Source organism: Saccharothrix sp. (assembly GCF_031180885.1).
GTDB lineage: Bacteria > Actinomycetota > Actinomycetes > Mycobacteriales > Pseudonocardiaceae > Actinosynnema.
Genome location: NZ_JAPSLK010000096.1, coordinates 1 through 14873 on the forward strand (window position 1 = coordinate 1; position 14873 = coordinate 14873).

13 protein-coding genes are annotated in these 14873 nt (G+C 71.0%); 8 read left to right on the plus strand and 5 right to left on the minus strand.

Features of this window, described 5'->3' with window-relative positions:
• The 3 genes from RIN75_RS42680 to coaE all read left to right on the plus strand — a co-directional run.
• Positions 1 to 903: S1 RNA-binding domain-containing protein (locus tag RIN75_RS42680; protein ID WP_309117816.1), on the plus strand; the 903-nt coding region annotated here is incomplete at its 5' end.
• Positions 904 to 1029: 126 nt separating this feature from the next.
• On the plus strand, positions 1030 to 1629 hold the full coding sequence (locus RIN75_RS42685) for a hypothetical protein (protein ID WP_309117817.1): 600 nt from the start codon (positions 1030 to 1032) through the stop codon (positions 1627 to 1629).
• Positions 1630 to 1683: 54 nt separating this feature from the next.
• Positions 1684 to 2880, plus strand: coding sequence for a dephospho-CoA kinase (gene coaE / locus RIN75_RS42690; protein ID WP_309117818.1), 1197 nt, complete (start codon positions 1684 to 1686; stop codon positions 2878 to 2880).
• Here the strand turns inward: coaE and RIN75_RS42695 are convergent.
• Together RIN75_RS42695 and RIN75_RS42700 are read right to left on the minus strand one after the other, a co-directional pair.
• The gene (locus RIN75_RS42695; protein WP_309117819.1) at positions 2877 to 3395 is read right to left on the minus strand and encodes a hypothetical protein; all 519 of its coding nucleotides are present in this window, start codon (positions 3393 to 3395) and stop codon (positions 2877 to 2879) included. The two genes, coaE and RIN75_RS42695, sit on opposite strands and share 4 nt — an antisense overlap.
• Positions 3396 to 3531: 136 nt before the next feature.
• Positions 3532 to 4044 carry a DUF402 domain-containing protein gene (locus tag RIN75_RS42700; protein WP_309117828.1) on the minus strand — a complete coding sequence of 171 codons (513 nt, stop codon included), beginning with the start codon at positions 4042 to 4044 and terminating at the stop codon, positions 3532 to 3534.
• Positions 4045 to 4154: 110 nt separating this feature from the next.
• Here RIN75_RS42700 and RIN75_RS42705 point away from each other — a divergent pair, with 110 nt between their 5' ends.
• Both RIN75_RS42705 and uvrB read left to right on the plus strand, forming a co-directional pair.
• A complete protein-coding gene (locus RIN75_RS42705) occupies positions 4155 to 5519 on the plus strand; it encodes a DUF5685 family protein (RefSeq protein ID WP_309117820.1) in 1365 nt (454 codons plus the stop codon).
• Between the two features lie 58 nt (positions 5520 to 5577).
• Positions 5578 to 7734, plus strand: a complete 2157-nt coding sequence (uvrB, locus tag RIN75_RS42710) for an excinuclease ABC subunit UvrB (protein WP_309117821.1) — start codon at positions 5578 to 5580, stop codon at positions 7732 to 7734.
• An 88-nt stretch (positions 7735 to 7822) separates the two neighbouring features.
• Here uvrB and RIN75_RS42715 read toward each other — a convergent pair whose 3' ends face one another.
• The gene (locus RIN75_RS42715) at positions 7823 to 8173 is read right to left on the minus strand and encodes a MarR family transcriptional regulator (RefSeq protein WP_309117822.1); all 351 of its coding nucleotides are present in this window, start codon (positions 8171 to 8173) and stop codon (positions 7823 to 7825) included.
• A 64-nt stretch (positions 8174 to 8237) separates the two neighbouring features.
• Between RIN75_RS42715 and RIN75_RS42720 the strand changes: the two genes are divergently transcribed.
• Both RIN75_RS42720 and RIN75_RS42725 read left to right on the plus strand, forming a co-directional pair.
• Complete coding sequence (locus RIN75_RS42720) at positions 8238 to 8660, plus strand: MarR family transcriptional regulator (RefSeq protein ID WP_309117823.1); 423 nt, start codon at positions 8238 to 8240, stop codon at positions 8658 to 8660.
• A 9-nt stretch (positions 8661 to 8669) separates the two neighbouring features.
• Positions 8670 to 9035 carry an MmcQ/YjbR family DNA-binding protein gene (locus RIN75_RS42725; protein WP_309117824.1) on the plus strand — a complete coding sequence of 122 codons (366 nt, stop codon included), beginning with the start codon at positions 8670 to 8672 and terminating at the stop codon, positions 9033 to 9035.
• 150 nt (positions 9036 to 9185) lie between these two features.
• On the opposite strand, the gene RIN75_RS42730 is transcribed toward RIN75_RS42725, so the two are convergent.
• Positions 9186 to 10112 (minus strand): ABC transporter permease subunit, encoded by a 927-nt coding sequence (locus tag RIN75_RS42730; RefSeq protein WP_309117825.1) that lies wholly within the window; start codon positions 10110 to 10112, stop codon positions 9186 to 9188.
• Positions 10109 to 12964: an alpha/beta fold hydrolase gene (locus RIN75_RS42735; protein ID WP_309117826.1), complete on the minus strand. Its 2856-nt coding sequence runs from the start codon at positions 12962 to 12964 to the stop codon at positions 10109 to 10111. Before RIN75_RS42735 ends, RIN75_RS42730 begins: the two co-directional genes overlap by 4 nt.
• Positions 12965 to 13262: 298 nt before the next feature.
• On the opposite strand from RIN75_RS42735, the gene RIN75_RS42740 reads away from it, so the two are divergent.
• Entirely contained in the window at positions 13263 to 14258 is a 996-nt protein-coding gene (locus tag RIN75_RS42740) for a TerC family protein (protein ID WP_309117827.1), read from the plus strand.
• Positions 14259 to 14873 lie beyond the last annotated feature (615 nt).

Consider the following 14873-nt stretch of genomic DNA (forward strand, 5'->3'; position numbering starts at 1 on the left):
TGGCTGGAGCAGACCCAGTCCGAGGTCCGCAGCGAGTTCCTCAACCAGCTGCAGAAGGGCCAGGTCCGCAAGGGCGTCGTGTCCTCCATCGTCAACTTCGGCGCCTTCGTGGACCTGGGTGGCGTGGACGGCCTGGTGCACGTCTCCGAGCTGTCCTGGAAGCACATCGACCACCCGTCCGAGGTCGTCGAGGTGGGCCAGGAGGTCACCGTCGAGGTCCTCGACGTCGACATGGAGCGCGAGCGCGTGTCGCTGTCGCTCAAGGCGACGCAGGAAGACCCGTGGCGCCAGTTCGCCCGGACCCACGCGATCGGCCAGATCGTGCCGGGCAAGGTCACCAAGCTGGTCCCGTTCGGCGCGTTCGTCCGGGTGGACGAGGGCATCGAGGGCCTGGTCCACATCTCCGAGCTGGCCGAGCGCCACGTGGAGATCCCGGAGCAGGTCGTCCAGGTCGGCGACGACGTCATGGTCAAGGTCATCGACATCGACCTCGACCGCCGGCGGATCTCGCTGTCGCTCAAGCAGGCCAACGAGGGCTTCACGGTCGACTCCGAGTTCGACCCGACCCAGTACGGCATGGCCGCCGAGTACGACGACCAGGGCAACTACATCTACCCCGAGGGCTTCGACCCGGAGACCCAGGAGTGGCAGGAGGGCTTCGACAAGCAGCGCGAGGAGTGGGAGCGGCAGTACGCCGAGGCCCACCTGCGCTACGAGGCCCACATGAAGCAGGTCGCCAAGGCCGCCGCGGCCGAGGAAGAGGCCGCGGGCGAGACCAACTACTCGTCGGGCGGCGAGGCCCCGGCGTCCACCGGTGGCGGCGCTCCGGCGCAGGCCGGCGGCACGCTGGCCAGCGACGAGCAGCTCGCCGCGCTCCGCGAGAAGCTGTCGGGCGGCGCCTGATCAGCGACGCCGGCGGTCGTGAAGTGACCGTCTGAACGCAACGCCGCAACGGCCCCGCATCGGTTACGGTGCGGGGCCGTTGTCGTGCGCTAAGTTGTGATCCCTATGGGTGCGCGAACGAGGCGGTTGGCGGTACTGGCCCTGGTGGTCGCGGCACTTGCCGCCTGCACGCAGGAGAAACCCCCGGCCGCCCCGCCACCGCAGATCCCCACGATCATGCCCCCGACCAGCGCCAGCCGGATCCGCCCCATGGTCGACCGGCCGATGCCGGAGGACTGCGAGCTGATCGTGCCCGTCGAGCGGGTGAACGAGCTGATCGGCCGCAAGATGGAGGGGGAGCTGAAGATGATCATCGGCATCCCCGAACCGTCCATCGCCCGCACCGCGAAGATCGACTGCTACCACGACGTGCCCAAGGGCAAGAACTTCGCCGAGTCGCCGCTGATCATCGGCCTGGCGACGTACGAGGACGAGGCGTCGGCCAAGGAGCGGGTCACCGAGAGCGTCGACGCGGAGAAGAAGGAGGGCGGCCAGGCGACCGAAATCGAGGTGACCAAGCACAAGGCGCAGTTGGTCACCACGAACGCCGAACGCCTGCTCATCGGCTCCTTGGGCAAGACCACGTTCGTCGTGCGCACGAAGGCGGGTTACCTGCCCGAGGACAAGGTCAAGGACATCCTGACGGCTCTCGCCATCCAGTCCATGACCCCCATCGAAGACGCCTGACCGACGCCGGAAGTCGATCGCGCTGCCTGGAGGCCACCGGGCAGACTGGGCGCCATGTTGCGCGTAGGCCTCTCGGGGGGCATCGGATCCGGCAAGTCGACGGTGGCGGGCAGGCTCGCGGAGCACGGGGCGGTGGTGATCGACTCCGACCGACTGGCCCGCGAGGTCGTCGAACGGGGCACGGAGGCGTTGCGGGACATCGAGGAAGCGTTCGGCCCCTCGGTGCTCAACGCGGACGGGTCACTCAACCGCGCAGCCCTCGCCGACCGGGTCTTCGGCCAAGGCGACGACCGCGACCGCCAGACCCTCAACGCGATCATGCACCCCCGCATCGGCGCCCGGACCGCCGAACTCATCGCCGCCGCCCCCGAGGACGCGATCATCGTCCACGACGTCCCCCTCCTCGTGGAGAACGGCCTCGCCCCCGCCTACCACCTGGTGATCATCGTCCACGCCGACCCCGAAGAGCGGGTCCGCAGGCTGGTCGGCCGCGGCCTGGACGAGCAGGACGCCCGCAACCGCATGGCCAAGCAGGCCACCGACGAGCAGCGCCGGGCCGTGGCGGACGTGTGGCTGGACAACAGCGGCACGCCGGACCTGGTCCTGGCCGAGGTCGACGCCCTGTGGGCGGACCGCCTGGTGCCCTACGAGGCCAACGTGCGCCTGCGCCGCTACGCCGGCGGCCCGCCCAAGGTGGTGCCCTACGACGAGACCTGGCCGCTGCAGGCCGAGCGGATCGCCAAGCGGATCTCGCTGGCCGCCGGCGGCAGGCACGTCGAGCACATCGGCTCGACGGCGATCCCCGGCCTGGCGGCCAAGGACGTCCTCGACTTCCAGCTCGGCGTCCAGTCCATGGAGGAGGCCGACTCGCTCGCCGACGCCCTGTCCGAGGCCGGTTTCCCGCCGCTGGGCCGCGGCGAGGACACCGTCCGGTTCGGCGACCCGGCGGAGTGGGTGAAGCGGCTGCACGCGGGCACGGACCCCAAGCGGCGGGTCAACCTCCACCTCCGGGTGGAGGGCGGCGCGGCGTGGACGTGGGCGATCCGATTCCGGGACTGGCTGCGGGTCGACGAGGCCGCCCGCCGGGAGTACGAGGCCGTGAAGCTGGACCTGTCCGCGCGGCACGCGGGCGACTCCGAGGGGTTCGCCTACGGGGACGCCAAGGAGCCGTTCATGGAGGCGGCGGCCAAGCGCATGGAGGCCTTCTACAGGGACGGCCAGACCTCCGACGCGGGCGGCCAGGCGTCCTAGAGGGACGGCCAGACGTCGTAGATGCCGCGGTGGGTCAGCCAGGCGCCGAGGTCGTGGCGGTGCAGGCTGATCTGCTCCAGGGTGCGGTGCACGGTGCGCAGGGCCTGGTCGGCGTCCTCGGGACCGAGGACCCGGCCGGCCACCGCCGCCGCGAACTCCTCGGACCGCACGATGCGGGCCGTCGTGCCGCCGGGGACGGCCAGGCCGAGCAGGAGGTCCGTCGTCCGCCACGACCGGCCGTCGCGCTGCACGCGGACCGCGCTGAGCACGCTGGGGCCGCTGCGGGCGTGCCGGGAGCGGGGGCGCTGGTGGGTGAGCCGCAACCCGAGGTCCGGCATCAACCAGGTGACCTCGGAGTCGGAGAACGGGTCCTCCGGGGTCGGGCACTCCAGCCTCAGCCCCCAGTCCTCCACCCGGCACGTCGTCAAGTGCCGCGACATGCCCGAGGAGTAGCTCCGAACAGCGCTGACGGTGTCGACAACGTCGACGAGCTGAGGTGTGATGACCGCTCCCACGCGACCCGAGGGTAGCCGTAAGTGCGCGGCTGGTAACACAGCGGGTCGATTCGTTACATCACGGTCTGTACTGGGTGAGGTCACTATCAGGTGACGGACTCGGATCGCGGTTGACCAGCGGGTGTCACCGTCTGTATTACCGCCGACGCCAGGTGGTGACCGTGCCCTGGGCGGCGAGCCAGCGGACGGCGTCGTGCCCGTGGGCGGCGATGCCCGCCACGGCGCGGTAGGTCGTCTCCAACGCCCACTGAGCGCGCTCCGGCTGCACAAGGCCGCGTTGGAGCGCCAACAGCAGCTCGTCGGTGTCCAACACGCGCACGCTGTGCCCGGTGCGCACCACGAGGTCCAGGTACAGGTCGACGGTCTTCCAGACCGACCCGCTGGAGCTGATCTCCACCACGTCCAGGTAGAGGTCGTAGTCGCACTCGTGGCCGGGGTGCCAGGACTGGCGGGTGACGCGCAGGCCGTGCGCCGGCAGCAACCAGGACTCGAAGTGCGACAGCCGGGGGTGGCCGGGCACGGGTCGGAACATGTAGAGCCCGTCCGCGGTCAGGCGGTACTCGTCGACGCCGCGCAGGATGCCCTTCGGGTCCGTGTTGCTCTTGGCGTCGAGGTCGAAGTACTCGATCTTGGGCGGGTGGATGTGCATGTGCGTGGTCCCTGCGGCGCTCAGCGTCACGTGCGCACCCTATGCACGCGAACCCGCCGAACACCCCGTTCAGTCACCCGAAAGTATGATGATCGCTTAGTCTTCCGGCCATGTTCGGAATCATCCGCCCGTGCCGCAACCGCCTGGGCGCGGACCTGCGTGAATCCTGGTTGGCGCACCTGTGCGGGCTCTGCCTCGCGCTGCGCGACGACCACGGCCACATGGCGCGGGTGGTGACCAACTACGACGGCCTGGTCATCTCGGCTCTTGTAGAGGCGCAGATGGGCCGTTCAAGGCGGACCGCGGGGCCTTGTGCGTTGCGCGGGATGCAGTCGGCCGATGTGGCCGTAGGTGCCGGTGCGCGGTTGGCGGCGGCGGTCTCGTTGGTGCTGGCCTCGGCGAAGGTCGGCGACCACGTGGACGACCGGGACGGGGCGTTCGCGTCCGCGCCGGTGCGGGGCATCGGGCGGCAGGTGGCGCGGCGCTGGGCGGCGCAGGCCGCGTCGACCGGCGTGGACCTGGGGTTCGACACGTCCGTGCTGGTCGCGGCGGTGGCGCGGCAGTCGGAGGCGGAGGCCGCGGCCGGGCTGGGCAGTTCGGTGCTGCTGGTGACCGAGCCGACGGAGACCGCCGCCGGCGAGGCCGTGGCGCAGACCGCCGTGCTGGCCGGCCGTCCCGGGAACGCCGCGCCGCTGCGCGAGGTGGGTCGGCTGTTCGGGCGGCTGGCGCACCTGTTGGACGCCGTGGAGGACCTTGCGGAGGACCGCGCTTCGGGCGCGTACAACCCTCTTGATGCGACCGGGACGTCTCTTGAAGAGGCGCGTCGGCTGTGCGATGACGCGGCGCTGGGCATCAAGCTGGCGCTGAAGGAAGTCGAGTTCACCGACGACCGCCTGGTGCACACGCTGCTGGTGCACGAGGTGCGCGAGTCGATCCGCCGCGCGTTCGGCGAACCCCACTCGCACGCCTGCCCTACCGGCCTGCACTCCGACGTGGTGGGCCACACCCCGCCGACCCCGCCCGGCTGGAACCCCGAACCCGGCATGTACCCGCCCGCCCAGCCGCCTCAAGGCCCACCGCCGCAAGGCCGACCCTCGCCCTACGGCGGCTACCCGGCCGGTGAGGTGCCGCCCGGTGCCGTCCCGCCGCCCGGCGCGATGCCCCCGCCGGCCGCTCCCGGCACCGGCGGCACCCCGCCCCCGCCGAAGAAGGGCAAGCGCAAGCGGGCCGCCGAGCCGCCGCCCGGCAGCGGCCTGTGGTGCTGGCCGAAGCTGGTCAAGCCGCCGATCGAGCGCGGCTTCGTGCTGGGCTGCCCGGCGATCCTCTACCAGTGCGGCACGTGCCAGTACTGCTGCCGCGACCCGTACCCCGGCCCGTTCAGCGGCAAGCCGCACGACGCCTGGTGCAACTGCGACTGCGGCGGGTCGAACTGCGACTGCAACTGCGACTGCTGCGGGTGCGACTGCAACTGCTGAGAGCGTTCTGACCAGGGCCGATCGGAAATTGTCGGACCCGGGGCGTACCGTCGTGTCCGTGGCATTCCCAACCGAGATCCCGGTCAAGGCGCACTCGTCGCACCGCCCCGTCGGGGACATCCCCCGCTCCGACGGGCAGTTCCGCGTGGTCAGCGAGTACCAGCCGGCGGGCGACCAGCCGGCGGCCATCGCCGAGCTGGAACGCCGGATCAAGGCCGGCGAGAAGGACGTCGTGCTGCTCGGCGCCACCGGTACCGGCAAGTCCGCCACCACGGCGTGGCTGGTGGAGAAGCTGCAGCGGCCCACGCTGGTGATGGCGCCGAACAAGACGCTGGCCGCCCAGCTGGCCAACGAGCTGAAGGAGTTCTTCCCGCACAACGCGGTCGAGTACTTCGTCAGCTACTACGACTACTACCAGCCCGAGGCGTACATCCCGCAGACCGACACCTACATCGAGAAGGACTCCTCGATCAACGAGGACGTGGAGCGGCTGCGCCACTCGGCCACCATGAGCCTGCTGACCAGGCGGGACGTGATCGTGGTCGCGTCCGTGTCGTGCATCTACGGCCTGGGCACGCCGCAGTCCTACCTCGACCGGTCGATCCACCTGGAGGTCGGCGGCGAGGTCGAGCGCGACCTGCTGCTGCGCGCCCTGGTCGACGTCCAGTACGCCCGCAACGACGTCGCGTTCAACCGCGGCACGTTCCGGGTGCGCGGCGACACGGTGGAGGTCATCCCGGCGTACGAGGAGCTGGCGGTCCGCATCGAGTTCTTCGGCGACGAGATCGACAAGCTGTACTACCTGCACCCGCTCACCGGCGACGTGGTCCGCGAGGTCGACGAGCTGCGCATCTTCCCCGCCACCCACTACGTGGCAGGCCCGGAGCGCATGGAGAAGGCCATCGCGAACATCGAGGCCGAGCTGGCCGACCAGCTGTCCAAGCTGGAGCGGCAGGGCAAGCTGCTGGAGGCGCAGCGGCTGCGCATGCGCACCACCTACGACATCGAGATGATGCGCCAGGTCGGGTTCTGCTCGGGCATCGAGAACTACTCGCGGCACATCGACGACCGCGGCCCCGGCACCGCGCCCGCCACCCTGATCGACTACTTCCCGGACGACTTCCTGCTGGTCATCGACGAGTCCCACGTGACCGTGCCGCAGATCGGCGGCATGTACGAGGGCGACGCGTCCCGCAAGCGCAACCTGGTGGAGCACGGCTTCCGCCTGCCCAGCGCGCTGGACAACCGGCCGCTGACCTGGGAGGAGTTCGCCGACCGGATCGGGCAGACGGTGTACCTGTCGGCCACCCCGGGCCCGTACGAGATGGGCCAGGCGGGCGGCGAGTTCGTCGAGCAGGTCATCCGCCCGACCGGCCTGGTCGACCCCGAGGTGGTCGTGAAGCCCACCGAGGGCCAGATCGACGACCTGGTCCACGAGATCCGGGTCCGCGCCGAGCGCGACGAACGCGTCCTGGTCACCACGCTGACCAAGAAGATGGCCGAGGACCTCACGGATTACCTGCTGGAACTGGGCATCCGGGTCCGCTACCTGCACTCCGAGGTCGACACCCTGCGCCGCGTGGAGCTGCTGCGCCAGCTCCGCCTGGGCGAGTACGACGTCCTGATCGGCATCAACCTCCTCCGCGAGGGCCTGGACCTGCCGGAGGTCTCGCTGGTCGCGATCCTGGACGCGGACAAGGAGGGCTTCCTGCGCTCGGGCACCAGCCTGATCCAGACCATCGGCCGCGCGGCCCGCAACGTGTCCGGCGAGGTCCACATGTACGCGGACCGCATCACCGACTCGATGCAGCACGCCATCGAGGAGACCAACCGCAGGCGCGCCAAGCAGATCGCGTACAACGAGGCGAACGGCATCGACCCCCAGCCGCTGCGCAAGAAGATCACCGACATCCTGGAGCAGGTCTACGCCGAGGCGGAGGACGCCATCGCCCCCGGCGGCTCCGGCCGCAACGCCTCGCGCGGCAAGAAGCCGACCGGCGACCCGGGCGCCAGTGGCCGCAGCTCGGGCGTGCTCGCCGACCGCGACACCACCACGATGGCCCGGTCCGAGCTGGCCGACCTGGTCCAGCAGCTGACCGACCAGATGATGAACGCGGCCCGCGAACTCCAGTTCGAGCTGGCCGCCCGCCTGCGCGACGAGATCCAGGACCTGAAGAAGGAACTCCGCGGCATGGACGCAGCCGGCGTCAAGTGACCCGCCGGCGAACCAACCCCGCTCCCACCACACCGGCCCCGGCGTTCACCCAGCGCCGGGGCCGGCCCCACACATCCGCCAGGGTCGCTCACGACTTCGCCAGACCGGCTTCCAGGTTGGCGGCCATCTTCGCCAGGTTGGCCACGGTGGCGGTGTAGTCCTCGACGGTCATGCCGGTCGCCAAGGTCTCGCGCACGCCGTCCACCCTGGCCCGGGTGGCGGCGAAGGTCTGCTCACCCGCCTCGGTGAGGGTGCCGTTCAAGACCCATCCCCGGGCGATCAGCTCCGGTACCAGCGGGTCGTCGGGGAGGGTGCCGGCGCGGGCTTCGTTCAGGAGTCGCCAGTGGCGGCGGGTGAGGCCGGTGTCGGTCAGGGCGCGGTCGAAGGCGGAGTCGATCAGGGTGTCCAGGTGCTTGAGCCAGTAGCCGATGGGCTTCATGTCAACCTCCAACTAGATGTACAGTGACATGTAGTTTTCTCCGATTATGTAACTGGAGTGGTGCGTGGACAAGAGCCTGGTGGCCGTCGAACGGGCGATGGTCGAGATCCGGCGGCGGCAGCGTCGGCGGGTGCTGGGCGGGGACACGGTCGGGCCGCACGTCGACGTGCTCGACGTCGTGGAAGCGGCCGAGGAGACCGGTGAGCGGGTGACCGTGTCGGCGGTGGCTCGCGCGTTGGGCGTCGACCAGCCCCGGGCCAGCAAGTTGGTGGCGGCGGCCGTGGGGGAGGGGTGGGTGCGGCGCGAGGCGGACCAGGCCGACGGGCGGCGGGCGTACCTGGTCCGGACCGCCGAGGGGCGTGCGGTGTCCCGCGTGATCCACGAGCGCCGGCAAGCCGCGTTCGCCCGCGCCATGGACGGGTGGACCCGGGCAGACCGGGAGGCGTTCGCCGTGCTGCTCACGCGTTTTGTCAGTGACTTGGCCTAGCGTGTCGGCGTGACGCTTGACGACGTGATCGCGTACTGCCTGGCCAAGCCCGGTGCCGAGGAGAGCTACCCCTGGGGCGAGGAGGAGTTGGTCTGCAAGGTAGGCGGCAAGGCGTTCGCGTTCATCGGCCTGCCGAACGAGTCGGTGGGCGTGAAGTGCGGGGCCAACGCCGAGGAGGCGTCGGAGTGGCGCGACCGCTTCCCCGACGACATCACCACCAGCCCCTACATCGGCCGCTACGGCTGGAACCGCCTCCAACTCGGCGGCAAAGTCCCGGAGGACGACGTCCGCGACCTCCTCGACCGCTCCTACGAAGCCGTCGTGGCGAAACTCCCGCGCGCCAAGCGCCCGGTCCAGCCGAACACCCTTCCATAGCACGAGATCGCCCGCACCGGATCGGCCGCGACGGCACCCGGACTTCGGGCTCATGCCGGTCATGGCCGCCATCAAGACCCGGGCGGAGGAGAACGTCGAGGACGTGCTGTCGGGCCGGGAGCGCTGCGACCGCTCCCGGCCCGACACCCCTCAAGAAGTGACGTCCTTGCGGGCGAACTTCCGCGCCGCCAGCAGCGTGAAGAACGCCCCGTACGCCAACGCGGAGAACGTGCCCCGCGCCATCTGCGACCAGTCCACATCGGACGACAGCAGGTCCGCCCACGCCAGCGCGTAGTGCGTCGGCAGGTAGTCCCGCAGGTCCTCCAGCGCCGTGATCTGGTCCAGGATCTGCGACACGATCGACACCAGCACCGCGCCGCCGACCGCGCCCAGCGGCGCGTCCGTGGACACCGACAGGTACAGCGCCAGCCCCGCCAGCCAGAACAGGTGGATGGAGATGTAGCAGACCGCCAGCGCCAACCCGTACACGCCGGACCCGAACGACGCCGCCTCACCGGTCGGGGACACGGCCTCGCCCGCCCCGTACCAGACGACGCCCACGCCCAGCGCCACCAGCGGCAGCAGCACCAGCGCGAACACCGACAGCAGCCCCGAGGCCACCGCCTTGCGCCGCAGCAGCCGGTGCCGCGGGATCGGCGCGGCGAGCAGGTACTTCAGGCTCGACCACGACGCCTCGGACGCGATCGTGTCGCCGAAGAACAGCGCCACGATCATCGGCAGCAGGAAGCTCCCGGACACGAACAGCGTGAGGATCACGAAGTTCACGCCGGACGCGGTAGCCAGGTCCACGAACCCGCCCGAGCGCCGGTTCGGCGACGCCTGGCCCAGTTCGAACGCCACCACCAGGATGAACGGCAGCAGCACCAGGAATCCCAGCACCAACTGCGTCCGCCGCCTGCGCAACTGCCGCGCCAGTTCGACCCGCACCGGCAGCGTCCGCCCGGCCCGGTAGCCGACCTTCGACCCGTCCGGCGCGACCTGCGCGTGCTCGTGCTCCGCCGCGTCGGTCAGGTCGGAGATCGCCGCGGGGTCGGTGTGCACACCGTTCTCAGTCATTCGCCCACCAACTCCAGGAACGCGTCCTCCAACCGGCGGCGCGGACCGGCCTGGTCGACCGCCACCCCCGCCGTCACCAACGCCTGCAACGCCTCCGCGCGCGGCGTGCCGTTCAGGCTCGCGTGGACCTGCTCGCCGTCCACCGAGACGCTCCGAACGCCCGACAGCCCGCGCAGCACGTCGGCCGCCTCCTCGGGCCGGTCGACCCGGAAGCTGGCCTCGCCGCCGCCCGTCGCGATCTCCTCGACCGGACCGGCCGCGACCAGGGTGCCCTTGTGCATGACCACGACGTGGCTGCACGTCTGCTCGACCTCGGCGAGCAGGTGCGAGGACACCAGCACCGTGCGCCCGGCGGCGGCGTAGCGCCGCAGCACCTCGCGCATCTGGTGGATCTGGGGCGGGTCGAGCCCGTTGGTCGGCTCGTCGAGCACGAGCAGGTCCGGCAGGCCGAGCATGGCCTGGGCGATCGCGAGCCGCTGCCGCATGCCCTGGCTGTACGTGCGGACCTTGCGGTGCACCGCGCCGCCGAGGCCCGCGATCTCCAGCGCCTCGTCGAAGTGCGCCTGCTCCACCGGACGGCCGGTCGCCGCCCAGTACAGCTTGAGGTTCGCGATCCCGGACAGGTGCGGCAGGAAGCCCGACCCCTCCACGAACGACCCGATCCGCGACAGCACGGGCGCGCCGGGGTGCACCCGGTGGCCGAACACCCTGATCTCGCCCTCGGTCGGCGTGATCAGGCCCATCAGCATCCGCAGCGTGGTCGTCTTGCCCGCGCCGTTGGGCCCGAGCAGGCCCAGCACCTGGCCGTGCTCCACCCGGAACGACAGGTCCCGCACCGCGGTCAGCCCGCCCGGGTAGGACTTGGTCAGCCCCGAGATGACCAGCGGCACCGACGTCAGCTCCGGGTCGACGTCCGCGGTCAGCCGGCGGCGGAACCACGCCACCACGGCCACCACCAAGCACACCAGCAGCACGATCGCGATGCCCCACAGCGCGCCGGTCGGCACCTCGCTGGTCGCGTTCGCGCCCGGCACCACCGGCACCGACAGCTCCGGCGAGGCCAGCGAGATCCGGTAGGCGGCGGGCTCGGTGGCGTTGGCGTACGCCTGGTCCGTGGTCGACACGACGAGCTGCAACCGGTGGTCGCTCTCCACCGGCCGCACCGCGCCGGGCAGCGTCACGGTCACCTCGACCGGCGTGCCGTCCGCCGGCAGGTCGCGCACCCGGAAGGGCGCGACCGCCGACCCGGGCAGGGTGCGCACCCCGTTCGCATCCGCGTCGTAGAGCTTGGCGAACAGCACGGCCCCGTCCGCGGGCACCGGCGTCCCGGGCACCGCCGAGACCCGCAGCTTGACCGTGGACGCGCCGGTCAACAGCACCTGCGAGGTGAACGGCTCGCTGGCGAACACGGCCGCCTGGCCGGGCAGGTCGATCGACAGCCGGGCGGTCAGCGAGGACGACCGCGACAGCGCCGACCCCAGGCCGGGCAGGCTGGACACCGCCGCCGGGTTGCCGCCCGCCGGGTTGACCACCGTCTGGTCCCGCCCGGTCAGCGGCACGGTCCGGCGCTCCACCGGGCTGCCGCCGGCCAGGCCGGGGTAGCTCGGCGCGATGACGTTGCGCAGCGACGGGGCACCGCTGCTGCGGAACGCGCCGACCACGGTGTACTCGAAGCCGGTGCCCGGGTCGGTGCCCTTGCCGTCGAGGTGGAACGCCATCCAGTCGGCGATCTGCCCGCGCAGCTCGGGGCCCGGCGACCCGCCGTCGTGGCCGCCGGAGTACCAGACGACCTTGACCTTCGCGCCGTTCGCGGCGATCTGGCGGGCGTTGGCGTCGGCCTGGTCGAGGCCGAACAGGGTGTCCTGCTCGCCCTGCACCAGCATCGTCGGCTGGGTGATCTTGTCGGCGACCGCGGCGGGGGAGGAGCGGCGCAGGATCTCCAGCGTCTTGGGGCCGGCCTTCCCGGTGGTCGCGACCTCGGTGTAGGCGGCGCACACGTCGGCGGCGAACCGCCCGCACGCGCCGTTCACCGGACCCGCCGGGCGGCCCTGCTGCTGCGGCGCGGTGACCGCGGCTGCGGCGGCATCAGCCGCCTGACCTGCGTCGTTGTCGTCCTGGCCGGGTTCGGCGGCCTCCTGGCCGGGGCTCGCGAGGTCCCCGCCGGACAGGCCGGCGGAGAAGAAGATGCCCGCCCAGGACCGCTTGAACACGCCGTCCTCGCCGAACGCGCCGACCGCCGGGGACGTGGTGTCCACCGCGTCGGTGCGGGCGGAGTTCGGCAGCAGCGCCTGGCCCAGGTCGTTGAACGTGATGACCGGCGCGATGGTGTCCACCCGCGGGTCCACGCCCGCCAGCGACAGCGCCAGCGCGCCGCCGTAGGAGCCGCCGGTCACGCCCACGCGCGGGTCGCCCGCCGCGTCGGTGCGCACCTCCTCGCGGGTGGCGAGCCAGTCCAGCAGCTTCTGCGCGTCGCGGACCTCGTGGTCCACCGAGTTCAGCTCGATGGAGCCGGTGCTGCGGCCGAAGCCGCGCGCCGAGTAGGCCAGGACCACGAACCCGCGCTGGGCCAGTTCGGTCGCCTGGGCGGACACGCTGTCCTTGCTGCCGCCGAAGCCGTGCGGCAGCAGCACCGCCGGGGCCGGGGTGCGTTCGGGCAGGTACAGGGTGGTGTCGAGTTGGATCGTCCGGTCGCTGCCGGGGCTCTCCGGTACGTCGATCACCGCGTCGCGGGTGCTCACCGGCGGTGGGTCGTCGTCCCCGCGCGTCCAGACCACGACGGCGCCCACCAGGGCGACCAGCACGACCAGCGCGGGGAGCGACCACCTGCCGCGGAGGCGGGAGGATGGGGCCACGTCGCTGAGGTTAAGCCGACTTCGTCACACTGGCGTGTGATGCTGAGAAGACGTGATCTCCGAGGTTGCCCTTTCTCAGCGAAAGCCCACCCGAGCGGGTGTGTCTGATCACCCCGGCTGGCGCGAACCCGCATCAATGCGTGAGACTGGGCGGCAGTGTGGAGGGGAGTACTCCCTCGCGGCGGTGTCGTCAGCACGGAGCCCAGCGTCGGGGTCCCGGTGCCGCCGGTCGGTCCTGTGATCGGCGGAGGAGACCTCCGGTCATTGGCGTGCGCGCGATGTACCGGAGGAGTAATCGATGGCTGTCCCCGCGTGGTTGTGGATCGCGACGATCGCGGGCCTGCTCGCCCTGCTCGCGATCGACCTGTTCATCGTCGACCGCAAACCGCACGAGGTCACCATCGGTGAAGCCGGGCGGTGGGTGACGTTCTACGTCGCGGTGGCGGTGGCGTTCGGTCTGGGCGTCTGGTCCATGTACGGCGGCACCTACGCGGGTGAGTTCTTCGCCGGTTACATCACGGAGTACTCGCTCAGCGTCGACAACCTCTTCATCTTCTTGATCATCATGAGCACCTTCAAGGTGCCCGCGGTCCACCAGCACAGGGTGCTGCTCGTGGGCATCCTGATGGCGCTGGTCATGCGCGGCATCTTCATCGCGGTGGGCGCGGTGGCGATCGCCCAGTTCAGCTGGATCTTCTACTTCTTCGGCGCGTTCCTGATCTACACCGGCTACAAGCTGGCGAAGACGGACCACGACGAGGAGGAAGAGGAGTTCAAGGAGAACGCGGCGCTGCGCATCGTCCGCAAGATCTTCCCGGTGACCGACCAGTACCACGGCTCCAAGTCGTTCCTGAAGATCGACGGCAAGCGGTTCGTGACCCCGATGTTCATCGTCATGGTCGCGATCGGCACCACGGACCTGCTGTTCGCGCTGGACTCGATCCCGGCGATCTTCGGCCTGACCAAGGAGCCGTTCCTGGTCTTCACCGCGAACGCGTTCGCCCTGATGGGTCTGCGGCAGCTGTACTTCCTGCTCGGCGGTCTGCTGAACAAGCTGGTGTACCTGTCGATCGGCCTGTCGGTGATCCTGGGCTTCATCGGCGTGAAGCTGATCCTGGAGGCCCTGCACTCCAACGCGCTGCCGTTCATCAACGGCGGGCAGCCGCTGCCGGTGCCGGTGATCGGGATCGAGGTGTCCCTGTCGGTCATCGTGGGCGTCCTGGCCATCACGACGGTCGCGTCCCTGATCAAGGTCCGCCGCAACCCGGAGGCGGCCAAGCAGGTCGCCAAGTAGCTCGACCCGCCGCGCGCCACGTTCCCGTTGGGGACGTGGCGCGTCGCTTTTCCGGGCCTTCCCGCACAACAGCCACACCACCAACACACCCACGCCCCGCCCCTGCTTGCGCGACACCGGCCACCCGCCCACCTGGTCGCCGTCCCCGCCCACCTGGTCGTCGTCGGCACCCACCTGGTCGCCGTCGGCACCAGCCTCCGCGTCGGCCGGGCGAAGACCGCCCTCCTCCAAATCCTTCACCACACTGAAATTTATTCCTTCACGAAGCAAAAATATTCAGCCCGCCGCTCGCGCCGCCGCCCGCCCTGCCCCGTCCTGCCCCGCCTGCCGCGTCCTGCCCCGCCTGCCGCTGGCTGCCCTGCCGCCCCGCCGGCCTGCTCCCGCCAGGCGGCCTCTCGCTAGCTCGGCCCGCCTAGCCCCGCCCTGCCGCTGGCCGCTCCGCCGGTCCGGTCCCTCCAGCCCCCCTCGCCAGCCCGGCCTGCCCTGCCCCCGGCCCATCCCGGCCAACCCGCCCCGGTCAACCCGCCCCGGTCAACCCGCCCCGGTCAACCCGCCCCGGTCAACCCGCCCCGGTCAACCCGCCCCGGTCAACCCGCCCCGGTCAACCCGCCCCGG

What these genes read in the sequence shown, in the direction of transcription:
- RIN75_RS42705 (WP_309117820.1), top strand. Translation starts at nt 4,155, where the DNA reads ATGTTCGGAATCATCCGCCCGTGCCGCAACCGCCTGGGCGCGGACCTG.
- coaE (WP_309117818.1), top strand. Translation starts at nt 1,684, where the DNA reads ATGTTGCGCGTAGGCCTCTCGGGGGGCATCGGATCCGGCAAGTCGACG.
- RIN75_RS42715 (WP_309117822.1), bottom strand. Translation starts at nt 8,173, where the DNA reads ATGAAGCCCATCGGCTACTGGCTCAAGCACCTGGACACCCTGATCGAC.
- RIN75_RS42700 (WP_309117828.1), bottom strand. Translation starts at nt 4,044, where the DNA reads ATGCACATCCACCCGCCCAAGATCGAGTACTTCGACCTCGACGCCAAG.
- RIN75_RS42740 (WP_309117827.1), top strand. Translation starts at nt 13,263, where the DNA reads ATGGCTGTCCCCGCGTGGTTGTGGATCGCGACGATCGCGGGCCTGCTC.
- RIN75_RS42730 (WP_309117825.1), bottom strand. Translation starts at nt 10,112, where the DNA reads ATGACTGAGAACGGTGTGCACACCGACCCCGCGGCGATCTCCGACCTG.